Raw genomic sequence first — 12229 nt, 5'->3', positions numbered from 1 at the left:
AAGTTGAGGTGGGCAAGCAGCAATGAGACTGCCGCCAACACGGGAACCCAGGCCATGGAGACCGAATCGGGCCAGAATCGATGCGCGAACACGATCACTGGCCAATGCACCAGATAGAGCGAATAAGAACGCTTCCCTACCCATACCATTCCCCGGGAGGACAGCAGGCGACCGACCTGGCCATGTCCATGCGCCATGATCAGCATCGCTGCACCCGCACAGGGCAGCAGTGCAGCAAAACCCGGAAAATGCGTGCCCTTGTCGAAGCCGTACATGGCTGTGACGATGGCCGCCAACCCAACCCAGGACAAAAACCCGGCAAGGCGTCGGGCGGGTGTCCATGCAACCGGCACCAATGCGATCAGGGCACCGGTCAACAACTCGAACGCCCGGAACGGCAGCAGGTAGAACGCGCCTGAGGGATTCACCGCCAGGGCCCACGCGCAGGTGAGCAGGGATGCAAGGAAGAGGACGCCCAGCAGGCCGGTAAACAGCTTGCGTCCAATCCGGGTCAGCAGCAATGCCAATAGCGGGAACAGGATGTAGAACTGCTCTTCGATGCCCAGCGACCACAGGTGCAGCAGGGGGATTTCATCGGCCGCCGGCGAGAAATAATTCAGCGTGGCGTAGAAATAGAAGTTGGCCGAGAACAGGATGGACGCGATCGCAGACTGTGCGTACTGCACGCGCTCGCTTGGGTAGAGCACCAGCATCGCGACCACCGAGGTCGCCAGCACGACCGAAAGCAGCGCCGGAAGGATCCGTCGGGCACGGCGAACGTAGAATCGAGCAATGGAGAAGCTGCCAGCCTCCATTTCCCCGTAGATGATCCGGGAGATCAGGAAGCCGGAAATCACGAAGAATACGTCTACACCCACGTATCCCCCCGGCACCAGCCGAGGGTCCAGGTGATACAACAGCACGCCAAGGACGGCGATGGCCCGAAGCCCATCGATATCAGCCCTGTACTTGAGGCCCATCTCCTCGTCCTGCCGACTTGCGGCGTCGTAAATGGCCCGAATTATGCCGTTAATCGCACGCTCCAGGCCAGCCGCCGCTGAGGACGGCGACCGGGCCTGCCTAGCATTGGTGTCGGGTCAACGAATACACTGTCGGCGGGTCTGTCCCTGCAGCCCTCCCCTTGGCAACGAAGGCACCTTCCCGATGAGCATTTCTGCTGGCCGCGACCTCCGTAAGTGGCGAGACGCACGCTGAGATGATCGTAGGTAGAGGACTGCTTGCCGAGGCCTTCCGTGCACGCTATCAGGATGACGAATCGGTCATCATCCTTGCGTCCGGAGTATCCAATTCATCTGAGACGGATGAGGGTGAATTCGAGCGCGAGAATGAGCTCCTGAAAGCGAATCTGCTGCGTGATCACACCCGGTTCGTGTACTTCAGCAGTTGCGTCGTGGGCTTCGACCATCTGCCGCCGTCCCCCTATGTCCGGCACAAGGCCCGCATGGAAGCCTTGGTACTCGACCGACCGGGGGGATTCGTATTCAGGTTGCCACAGGTCGTGGGCAGGACGTCCAATCCCAACACGCTGACCAACTACCTCGCCTCCCACATCATCGACGGGCTGGATTTCACGATCTACGACGGCGCCGAGCGCAACCTTGTGGATATCGACGACATCGCGCTGATCGTGCCGGAGCTGCTTGCGGACCCGGCCAACGAGCGGCGTTCCACGGTCATCGCAGCCCGCCACCCGGTGGCTGTGACAAAGCTCGTATCCATGTTGGAGGAACTGCTCGGCAAGCGTGGACGCGCACGCATCGTTCCCCGCAGAGAAGCCTTCCAGGTCGATGCTACCGCCGCCTGGAAGGTTGCCGACCGTCTCGGCCTTGGCCTGGACGCAGGTGACCACTACGCCCGCAAGGTGCTGCAGAAATACTATGGTTGAAATCTCTCCTCCCGAAGTCTCCGTGGTAGTGCCGGTCTACGGCGGCGTAGCGGCCCTGCCTGAGCTGTGCCAGCGTGTCGGCGCCTGCCTGGGGTTGGCCAATATCAGCTACGAGGTCATCCTCGTCGACGACAGGGGCGACGTGAATGCCTGGCGTGCGATCCAGTCGATCACTGCCGTTGATCCTCACGTCAAGGGAATCAGGCTGTCGCGCAATTTCGGCCAGCATGCCGCCACGCTTTGCGGCATCTCGCACGCACGCGGCGCGGCGGTGGTCACGATGGATGATGACCTGGAGCATCCGCCGGAAAGCATCCCGGCAATGCTCGCCGCCTGCAACGATGAGACGCCGCTGGTCTACGGCGTGTTCCCGGCACGTACGCATGCCTGGTACCGGAACATAAGCTCCGAGCTGATGCGGCGCACGCTCAAGGTATCGTTCCCGGACCTCAACGACAGCTATACCTCGTTCCGCTGCATTGACAGGACACTGGCCGAGCAGTTGAGTGCGTTCGACCTGAGCAAGCCCTACCTGGACGGCATGTTGTCCTGGCTGACGGCCAGTGTGGCGACGGTCTCCGTTGAACATGGCGCGCGCCGCCATGGTGAGAGCGCATATACGCTGCGCAAGCTGATTTCCCACGCGATGAACATCTTCATCACGTTCTCCCATCTTCCGCTGAGAATGGCCTCTTACTTCGGTACTGCCATCGCTGCCATCAGCTTTGCCTACCTCACCTACATCGTTATCGCCCACCTGACCGGAACCATCCGCAACCCAGGCTATGCGTCGCTGATGTCGGTCGTACTGTTCACCTGTGGTGTGCAGCTGGTGATCCTGGGCGTGGTTGGCGAGTACATCGGGCGCCTGATGGGCGTCGCGAACAAGAAGCCGGCTTTCGCGGTGCAATCCATTTCCAAGGCGTAGTGCTTTCGAGCGCCGAGAGAGAAGAGCCATGAACAACAACGAGCAACCCGAGTTCGATCGCTACGCGGCCCAGTACCGCGATCTGCACAATGCGAGCATCACCGCCAGCGGGGAGGAGTCGGAGTACTTCGCCGAGTACAAAGCGAACGTCGCTGCACGCGAGCTCGGCGAAGATGCCCGCAAGGCCATCAAGGTGCTGGATTTCGGCACAGGCATCGGCGGGTCGATTGCCCCGCTGCGGCGCGCCCTTCCCAAGGCCGAACTGCATGGCGCAGACATCTCTTCGGAGAGCGTTGCCATGGCCCAGCAGCGCCATGGTGATCTGGCGTCGTTCAAGGTCATAGTCGACAACGCCCTGCCCTATCCGGACGCCACGTTCGACATCGTGTTCGTGGCGTGCGTGTACCACCACATCCCGGTGGACCAGCGCGAGCACTGGACAGCCGAGATCCGTCGCGTACTCAAGCCTGGCGGGCATTTCCTGGTGTTCGAACACAACATGCTGAATCCGCTGACCATGAAGGTCGTGCGCGACTGCGAATTCGACGAGGACGCGATCCTGCTGCCGCGCAATGAGCTGCTCGGCCTGGTGGGCAGGCAGTCTTTCCGGACGATCAAGGCGCGATACATCGTCTTTTTCCCGAAGGCCCTGTCGTTCCTTCGCGCGACCGAACGCTCACTGGGCTGGCTGCCGCTGGGCGCTCAGTACTACGTCCACGCGCGCGCCTGATTGCCTGCCCTGCCTCGCTGACCGCCCCGTGCTGGAACTCGCCAAATTCATCGCTGCCCGCGTCGCCAGCACGGTTGCCAGCTATCTGATCTACCTGGTGCTCCTGCACTGGATGGGCTATGCACTTGCCTACTTCATCGCGTACCTCGCAGGCATTGGTCTGTCATATGTGGTGAACGCGATGATGGTGTTCAAGCAGCCTATGACACGGCGCTCGGCCCTGCTGTTCCCTTTGATCTACGTGGTCCAGTTCCTGCTCGGCATGCTGATCCTGCGGCTGTGCATCGAGAAACTGGACACGCCGGAATGGCTGGGCATGGCAATCAGCATCGTGCTGACGCTGCCATTGGCCTTCGGTCTGTCGCGCTGGGCGATGCGGGCGCCGAAACCGCCCGGACATCTTTGATACCGCACGAAGGCGGGAGCCGACTCGGCGGCCATTTTTCCCCTTCTGCGTGACGGCCTGCTTGAACAGGCCGTCGCAGTCCCATCAGTCCAGTGCCTTCGCCGCCGTCACCGGCTGAAGTGTGATCGATCGCAGCGTCATGGCACTCGCGCCATTGCTGAAGACCCGCACTTCGACCCCCTGCACGGCCTCCGCGGCAGTGAGCCGAAGGCTGACAGGGGCGGCGGTCGGGCCGGCTATGGGGGTCTTGGCAAGCACTGTAGCTCCCATGTTGCCGACCACGTCGATGTAACCCACCTCCCCCGTCGACGGGGCAGACACGTCGACGTCGACACGGTAGTCGCCTGCCGGCAGCGTCACGTAGGGGCCATAGTGAAGGAAGCCCGTTTCCCCCGCGTCGGCCGCAAGCTGCAGGCGCCCCTCGATCTTGTCCAGTCGGCCGATCTGGTGCTGGGACCGCGTCCCCAAGGGGTCGCTGATGGCGCGCTCGCTGGAGCTGTCCACGTCCCAGTTGGGCAGGGTCGAGGCGAGATTTTCCTTGAAGACCAGCACCACGAAGTCACCGGCAGGGAACTCTTCAAGAGGTGCGCCGGTAAAGGTGAAGGCCGTGTCCCGATCCAGTTGGGCTGCCTCTTCCTTGCTCAGCAGCAGGAAACTCTTCCCGGTCCAGGTCTGCGGTCGGAACCAGCTTCGCGATGCAAGGTGCAACCGGGGTATGGGCAGCCCAYGGTCGAATTCGATCTGGCGGACACGGACATCCCCGCCACTGAGGATCGTGATGACACCCGAGTTCCAGTAGGTACCGTAGCCGTACTGCAGACCGTGGGCCTTGAGCACGTCCATTGCCTGCACATGGTGCGACGGCGGGGTGCCACGATACAGGCGGGAGAATGAGTTCCCGGGGTAGACCAGGCTGCTCGCCAGCACCAGCGCGATGCACCAGGACGCCACGCCGGTCGGGGTGCGCAGGCCCTGTGACTCTGCATGGCCCAGCACCAGCACGAGGCCCAGCACAAGCGAGGGCAGCATGTAGCGTGCGCTCATGACCGGCCCCGTCATGTCCGGCGTGGTCGTGGTGACCTGCAGGAAGATGAACAGGCACAGCCCACTGGCAGTGAAGGCAGCAAGCATGCGCGCGCCTGGGCGGGCATCACGCAGGAACCCACAGCAGACCGACGGCAGGAGCACCAGCATGGCCAGTACTGACAGCAGGCGCAGCGCTTCGTAGGCTCCCCACGGGGACATCACCGACCTGCCCGCCGTCGGCAACGCCCCGAACACACCCAGGATGCCTTCGAGCGTGAACCATAGGTTGTCCTTGAACGAAGCAAGGCTGAGCCAGCGCGCCGAACCCGCGCCGTCGGCGCTATGCGCCTGTGCCAGCGAGACCACATGCAGGATCGTTCCGACCAGTGCAGCACCGAAAAGCATGACGCCCAGGATGATCAGGCGCCGCGCGTCACCCGTCAGCTTCCAGCGTCGAGCACCCGGATGCCAAGTGAATAGGTCACCGCGTGCCATTGCCCAGGCCAGCAGTGCAGCCAGCATCGGTGCAATGTCATAGGCAGCAGCGCGCTGCGGATTGCCCCAGAAGGCGAGGATGCCCAGCACCACCAATGCGACGGCCCAGATCACCGATGCCCGGCGGCTTGTCGCCTCCAGCCAACGCCAACTGAAGTAGAGCGTGAACACGGCAACGTAGAGCACGTTGCCGTAAGAAACCTGACCAAACAGGTTCTCTGCCATCACCCAGGACACGCCGCCAGCAAAGATCGTGACCGTAAGCAGCCGCATCCATGCCGAGCGCATCACCATCCCAGAGGCACACCACAGCGAGATGAGCACGATTGCCGAAGAGATCAGGCCAGAAACCGCGTGCAAGGTGTAGCTGTTCTTGAAGAAAGGCAAAAACGGGATGATGAAGATCTGCCCGAACAGCACCCACAGGTCGCCATTCACGTAGTTCCAGTCGGACGGGAAGTACGAACCCTGTCGGACTACCTCACCCGCCAACAGGCTTTTGAAGGCCGAATCAGTGTTGAACTCGGGGATATACCCCCTGAACAGGTAGTACACCAGCGCAGCAAGGCTGACCAGGAACAGCCCTACCAGCAGGCCCCGACCCGCGCGGATCGCGACCGCGATCGCATCGGCCACGACATCCTGGCCAGGTTCATTGCGTTTGTGCATCGTTGCTTTCCCTTTCCCCATGACGGCAGCACGCCATCATGCGTTGTCGTACATCCAGTGCAGCGTTTCGCGCAGGGTGCGCTGTTCGACCGTTCCCACCGCCTGTTGCAGGCGTGCGGGGTTTCCCACCAGCGTGCGCACTTCGTTGGCACGGACGAAGGCCGGGTTGACGACGATCTCGGGCGAATGTCCGGCGATCTCCCGCATCATGCCAATCACGTCCATCAAGGTGTGCTCTATGCCGGAGCAGAGGTTGAAGACCTCGCCAACACCCTGCAGCGCAGCCAGCCGGACATAGGCATCGGCCACGTTGCGCACGTCGTTGAAGTCCCGGGAGACATCGAGGTTCCCCAGCTCCAACCGTGCCTCGCGGCGCTTGAAGTGTCCGACGATCTTGGGGATCAGGAAGCGATCGGCCTGGCCCACGCCGGTGTAATTGAAGGGACGGACCACGGTCAGCGGCAAGGCATCGGCAAACTGGCGCGCCATCAGTTCCATGGCGTACTTGCTCACCGCATAGTCGTTTACCGGGGCGGCTGCCGCGGTTTCGTCCAGGATGCCTTCGGTGTTGCCGTAGATGTTCGCGCTACTGGCCAGGACTACATGCGAAGGACGATGAGCCGCTGCTGCCAGCGCCTCCAGCAGATTGCGCGTACCGACGATGTTGACGCGGTAGATTTCTTCGGCGTCACCGTGGGCCACGAACGAAATCGCAGCCAGATGGACCACGATGTCGGCCTGGGCGGCGGCCACCGCCTGCTGCAGCGACGTCTTGTCCAGCAGGTCGACCGCGCCGCCGTCGGCACGCGCAAGCGGCAGCACGCTGCAGCCGGCATCGGCGAATGCCTGCACGACATAGCGACCGGTGAAGCCGGTCGCCCCCGTCACCAGGACGCGCTTTCCCTGCAGGTCAGAAGGAGAAGCCACGCTCGTTCCTCTTCAGGTCGGCCTCGACCATCATCTGGCACAGCTGTTCCAGCGAGGTCTGCGGCTTCCAGCCCAGGATGCGCTCGGCCTTCTCCGGGTTGCCGATCAGCAGATCAACCTCGGCCGGGCGATGGAACTTGGCATTGATGCGCATCACGGTTTTGCCGCTGGCGGTGTCGATCGCAACTTCGTCGATGTCCTTGCCCTTGAACTCGACATCGATTCCGGCGCCCTTGAAGGCCATGCTGACGAAGTCACGCACGGTTTCGGTACGGTTGGTGGCCAGCACGAACGTATCGGGCTGATCGGCCTGCAGCATGCGCCACATGCCTTCCACGTATTCTTTGGCAAAGCCCCAGTCACGCTTGGCGTCCAGATTGCCCAGTTCCAGGCAATCCAGCAGGCCGAGCTTGATCTTGGCAACGGAGTCGGTGATTTTGCGCGTGACGAACTCACGCCCGCGCAACGGGCTTTCATGATTGAACAGGATGCCGCTGGAACCGAAGATGCCGTAGCTTTCGCGGTAATTCACCGTGATCCAGTGCGCGTACAGCTTGGCGACGCCGTACGGACTGCGCGGATAGAACGGGGTTTCCTCGATCTGCGGAATCGCCTGGACCTTGCCGAACATTTCCGACGTCGAGGCCTGGTAGAAGCGGATCTTCGGATTGATCAGGCGGATTGCCTCCAGCAGGTGCAGCGCGCCCACACCGGTAATCTGCGCAGTCGTGGTCGGCTGCTCGAAGCTGACGCCGACGAAACTCTGTGCGGCGAGGTTGTAGATCTCGTCCGGCTGGATCTTCTGCACCATCGAAATGGTGGTACCCAGGTCCGTCAGGTCGTACTCGACCAGCTCGAGATTGGGGTGGTTGGTAACCCCGACTTCATCCAATCGCCAGAAATTGACCGAGCTGGTCCGGCGGTAGGTGCCATAGACCTTGTAGCCCTTGTCCAGCAGCAGTTCGGTCAGATAGGCGCCGTCCTGACCCGTGATACCGGTGATGATTGCCTTTTTCATGTCGTTTTATTCTTCAACCAGATAGGGGGAATGATATCCGCAAGGGATCAGGTCGCTGGCTGGGCCAGCTGACGGGTAATGTGCTCCAGCCGTTTGGCCAGAATCGGATAGCGGTGCTCGGCGCGCCAACGCGCTGCGTTGCGTTGCACAGCCTGGGCCGATTCGCCATGGGACGCGAGCGAGGCGTGCAGGGCCATCAGGCCCTTGGCCAGGTCGGCCGGCGTGGTGCCGGGCATGCGGTGCACGATATCGCCGACGTCGTCGAAGATCGGAATCGGGGTGACCGCGACCGGGCGCCCAGCCGCCAGGCCGTAGCGGACCGCGCCGCTGGCCGACTCACCGGTGCCCTGGTATGGAAACACCACAACGTCGGCCTCCTGCAGCAGCGCCAGACTGTCCTGGTCACGCAGGAAGTCCGTCACCATGCGGACGTGCCCCTGAAGGCGGAGCCCGCGGATGCGCTGTTCGGCCTTGCGGATCTGGTCCAGCGACACGGTATCGGGGTACTCCGCGTTGACCATCGTCAGGCGGACGTCCAGGCCCTTGTCGCGGATGATCGCCACCGCCTCGATCAACTCCTGCAGCCCCTTGTGTGGCAGGAAGAAGCCATACGAGGCGATATGCAAGGACCGACCCGTATCTCGTTCCGGAATCGCGGGCGCGTCCATGATCCCGTGCGGGAACAGGGCCGTGTTGCGTTCCACGCCCAGGGCTTTGAGCCGGTTGAGGTCGGCGATCGAGTGCACCAGCACGCGGTCGCAGCCGGCCAGCGCCGGTGCCAGCATGTGCAGCTGCTTGGCCATGTTCTCCGCAGCGTCGACGGTGGCATGCAGCAGCGCCACCACTACCCGACCGGCGCGCTTCTGCGCTTCAAGGAAACGGGCGAAGTGCKGGAAGTCGAAGAATGCGTACTGGAACTGGATCACGATGGCCTGCAGCTGCAGGCGGTCGATCTCACGCGACAGCCGCGACAGGTCATCGCCCGAACCACGGGTCCAGCAGCGCACGACCTCTGCACCGTCGTCGAACGTGCGGTCGCTGTCATCAGCCGCAAGAATGGCCACCGGTTCGCTCAGCCCGGCAACCAGGTTGCTGGAGTAGGTGGCAATGCCACAGCGCGTGTTCCAGGTGGTCACCCACCCGGTGCGCAGCGCCGGAACGGAGCCGGTACGTGCGAACTGCCGCACGTCGTGCTCCAGCTTTTCGGCCACATCGGACCACTTGAAGCGCTCCATCAGCAGCTGCCGCGCGGCCCCGGTCCGCGCCTTGAGGGCCGCAGGGTCCGCACGGTGGACCTCACGCAGCGCCGCTGCCAGCGAATCGACGTCCGGCTCGGCCCATACGGAGTTGAAGAGCTTGAAATGGGTGTCGGCTGCGACGAACGAGTAATCGACCAGCCAGGCGGTCTGCGGGGTGCAGAAGTCGAGCTGACCGCCCCACGCGGTGGTGATCACCGGCAAGCCCATCAACATCGCCTCGGCCATGGGCAGGCCGAAGCCTTCGGCCCGGCTGGGAGCGACCAGAGCGTGGCAGCTGGCGTACAGCTGCTTCAACTCGGCATCGCTGATGTCCCCCTCGATGATGATCACCTCGGGGAAATCGGGGTGGTCGCGCGAGGCGTCGGCCAGCCAGCGCTGGACCTCGTTGTGCGGATTGGCGAAGGTCTTGATGATCAGGCTGACATCATCGCTGCCGCTGAACGCCTGGCCATAGGCCTTCAGCAGCGCGTCCACGCCCTTGCGCGGGAAGCAGGATGACACGTGCAGGAAACGATGCGACTTGCCGGGAACCGGATAGTGCCGCGCCGCTTCGATGCGTTCCCAGTGGTCCACGCCATTCCAGCAAACGGCAAGCGGGATCGCTGCGCCGTTGTCGATCATGACCTTGCGTACGTGGCCGGAGACGCACGAGAGTCCCTGCAGGTTGTCATTGAAATCATCCATCCAGGCCTGCGGGAAACCACTTTCTTCCCACGGGTACAGATGCAGGGTGTTGACGCGCGACTGCATGTCCGCCACGCGCGGTGGGTACAGCAGCCGGCTGGTGACGTCGGCCTGCGCAGCCGGCAGCGCCGGCTCGCCGGCATGCAGGCGGGCAACACTGGGATTGGCTTCCAGGAAGGCCGGGGACGCGGCGAAATCGCCCGGGCCTTCGGTGGAATGCAGCACGACATGATGGCCCCTTTCGGCCAGCGCCTCGGCCAGGCTGCGATTGACCAACGCCAGGCTGTAGCTGCTGTCGAACGGCCCTTCCACGCGCCAGGACAACTGGGCGGGAAGCTCACCACCACGGGCGATGGCCAGGTTGGCCTGCATGGCCGAGGAGATTGCCGGTGCTGCGACGTGCAGATCGGCATCGGACGGCCCTATCGGCGCATCGATGGCCCCGATGGCGGCGATCAGATCGCGGTAGTTCTGCTCCACCGCCTGGCCACTGGCGGGCCAGCTGCGCGCGCGCGCGGGACGGGCGGCAACCACCGATTCGAACGCGGTCAGCGCGGTCACTGCGGTCACGTCCCAGGAGAAGCGCGCGGCTTGCTGGGGCGCGTGCTCACGCAGGGAGGCAATGAAGTCAGTGTCCTGCAGGGCACGGCGCATRCACGCCGACATCTGTGCGACGTCCATGGGATCGAACAGGGCATCGGCGCGACCGATGACCTCCGGAACACTGGTGGTACCCGAGCCGATCGTCGGCGTGCCACAGGCCATCGCTTCCAGCGCCGGCAGCCCGAAACCCTCGTGGAGGGACGGGAACACGTACAGGCTGGCCGCGCTGTACAGCAGGATCAGCTCGTCGTCGGTGATGTAACCGGTGTAGACGACCCGGTCGGAAATGCCCAGCTGCGAGGCCAGGACATTGAAACGGATCATGTCCGCTTCATGGATCTTGCCGGCAATCACCAGACGGTGGTTGGCAAGCACTGCGTCACCCAGCATGGCGAACGCCTGCAGGAGGCGCTCGGCGTTCTTGCGCGGCTCCATGGCGCCGCTATACATGACATAGCCGCCCCGGATGCCGAAACGCGAGATCAGCCGTTCGCGTTCCACGTCGCCGATCGGAAGCGGCTTGAAGTGCGGCGAGATCGCCGAGGACATGTTGACGATGCGGGCCGGATCCAGATCGAGTGCCTGGATGGCTTCGTCGCGGGCGTGACCGGAAATGGAAAGCAGCAACGGCGACCGCTTCAGGTGCTCGATCTTGTCCATGTACCATGCCCGGCCCCAACCCGAACCCAGGTACTTTTCCGGATTGAGCAGGGGAATCAGGTCGTACAGGGTCATGGCCGCAGGCAGCACACCCGGCAGCCGGCCGATGGAGGTGACCGCGCCGCCCTGGGCACCTTCGAACAGGCTGGAGACATGCACGATGTCCGGCTGTAGACCGGCCAGGGCCGATTCCCACATCAGCTCGGACGCGCGACGGCGCCAGACGTTGCTGTCATCGGTCCAGCTCACCGCACGGTAAGTGTCAAAGACACGAATCCGCTCCGGCGGCAACAGGCCGTCGAAACCGGCGCGGATCTCGTCGATGCCTTCGGGGAAGGCACCGTTGACGGCCACCCAGATCTCGTGGTCTCCCGCATTGCGGGCCATGCCCTGCGCCAGTGACATCGAATAGCGCCCGATGCCGCGGAAGCGGCTTTCGGTCTGGGCACCCTGTAGATCGATTACTACTCTCATCGTGCGACTCCCTGTCCGCAGGCTGCGCGCAGATCGGCGAGCACCTGCTCGGCGCGCTTGTCCATCATGGAACCCGTCACCTCGCGCTCGGGGCCGCCGATCGCCTGCGGCGGCGGACGCACGGCATCGAACATCTGCTCGTGCTGCGCAATGGTGTGCAGGCGGTTGTAGACGAAGGGAATGCGCTTGAGAATCGGCTTGAGGATTTCACGCAGGCCCGGAATGGCGAACACCACCCGCAGCGCCATGGTCGCCACCGGCCGCATCAGGCGCTTGGCGCTCATTACCACCCCGCCAGACATCCGGCGACGGACGGCACGCAGCGGACGGGTGATCTGCCAGGACCGGCTGGCTTCCATCTCACGCAACTGGGCGCGCAGCGCCTCGGCTTCGATCCACCACCGGTTGGCCTCTATCCGCTGCTTTCCGAGCTCGCCCTTCATC

Annotated in this window: 10 protein-coding genes; 4 read left to right on the top strand and 6 right to left on the bottom strand. The window is 63.3% G+C overall.

Annotated elements, in window-relative coordinates; genetic code table 11:
* The coding region (locus tag AC1VAN_RS01590) for an acyltransferase family protein (protein WP_480985147.1) at window positions 1-980 on the bottom strand (980 nt) is incomplete at its 3' end.
* 236 nt (window positions 981-1216) lie between these two features.
* Between AC1VAN_RS01590 and AC1VAN_RS01585 the strand changes: the two genes are divergently transcribed.
* From AC1VAN_RS01585 to AC1VAN_RS01570, 4 genes are read left to right on the top strand one after another with little or no spacing between them, the layout of a single operon-like run.
* A complete protein-coding gene (locus AC1VAN_RS01585) occupies window positions 1217-1906 on the top strand; it encodes an NAD-dependent epimerase/dehydratase family protein (protein ID WP_099782741.1) in 690 nt (229 codons plus the stop codon).
* Window positions 1899-2834: a glycosyltransferase family 2 protein gene (locus AC1VAN_RS01580; RefSeq protein ID WP_160170323.1), complete on the top strand. Its 936-nt coding sequence runs from the start codon at window positions 1899-1901 to the stop codon at window positions 2832-2834. Before AC1VAN_RS01585 ends, AC1VAN_RS01580 begins: the two co-directional genes overlap by 8 nt.
* A 28-nt stretch (window positions 2835-2862) precedes the next feature.
* Window positions 2863-3564 (top strand): class I SAM-dependent methyltransferase, encoded by a 702-nt coding sequence (locus AC1VAN_RS01575; RefSeq protein WP_033830282.1) that lies wholly within the window; start codon window positions 2863-2865, stop codon window positions 3562-3564.
* Between the two features lie 28 nt (window positions 3565-3592).
* The gene (locus AC1VAN_RS01570) at window positions 3593-3970 is read left to right on the top strand and encodes a GtrA family protein (RefSeq protein WP_051501545.1); all 378 of its coding nucleotides are present in this window, start codon (window positions 3593-3595) and stop codon (window positions 3968-3970) included.
* A gap of 84 nt (window positions 3971-4054) precedes the next feature.
* Here the strand turns inward: AC1VAN_RS01570 and AC1VAN_RS01565 are convergent, their stop codons facing one another.
* From AC1VAN_RS01565 to AC1VAN_RS01545, 5 genes are all read right to left on the bottom strand, one after another.
* Window positions 4055-6160, bottom strand: a complete 2106-nt coding sequence (locus AC1VAN_RS01565; RefSeq protein WP_480985146.1) for a hypothetical protein — start codon at window positions 6158-6160, stop codon at window positions 4055-4057.
* A gap of 36 nt (window positions 6161-6196) precedes the next feature.
* Window positions 6197-7087: an NAD-dependent epimerase/dehydratase family protein gene (locus AC1VAN_RS01560; protein WP_282280424.1), complete on the bottom strand. Its 891-nt coding sequence runs from the start codon at window positions 7085-7087 to the stop codon at window positions 6197-6199.
* Complete coding sequence (gmd, locus tag AC1VAN_RS01555; RefSeq protein WP_033830280.1) at window positions 7071-8105, bottom strand: GDP-mannose 4,6-dehydratase; 1035 nt, start codon at window positions 8103-8105, stop codon at window positions 7071-7073. The genes AC1VAN_RS01560 and gmd overlap by 17 nt, the downstream gene beginning before the upstream one ends.
* A gap of 47 nt (window positions 8106-8152) precedes the next feature.
* On the bottom strand, window positions 8153-11785 hold the full coding sequence (locus AC1VAN_RS01550; protein ID WP_480985145.1) for a glycosyltransferase: 3633 nt from the start codon (window positions 11783-11785) through the stop codon (window positions 8153-8155).
* Window positions 11782-12229, bottom strand: a 448-nt coding sequence (locus AC1VAN_RS01545) for a hypothetical protein (RefSeq protein WP_480985144.1), incomplete at its 5' end; no start/stop codon positions are given. The genes AC1VAN_RS01550 and AC1VAN_RS01545, both read right to left, overlap by 4 nt.

Source organism: Stenotrophomonas sp. 05L44_2 (genome assembly GCF_056665995.1).
The sequence above is the reverse complement of the archived record's forward strand: the minus strand, read 5'-3'. Positions and strand labels throughout refer to the sequence as shown.

Excerpts from the sequence above, each read along its gene's own strand:
- AC1VAN_RS01585 (WP_099782741.1), top strand. The coding sequence starts at position 1,217 with ATGATCGTAGGTAGAGGACTGCTTGCCGAGGCCTTCCGTGCACGCTAT.
- AC1VAN_RS01580 (WP_160170323.1), top strand. The coding sequence starts at position 1,899 with ATGGTTGAAATCTCTCCTCCCGAAGTCTCCGTGGTAGTGCCGGTCTAC.
- AC1VAN_RS01575 (WP_033830282.1), top strand. The coding sequence starts at position 2,863 with ATGAACAACAACGAGCAACCCGAGTTCGATCGCTACGCGGCCCAGTAC.
- gmd (WP_033830280.1), bottom strand. The coding sequence starts at position 8,105 with ATGAAAAAGGCAATCATCACCGGTATCACGGGTCAGGACGGCGCCTAT.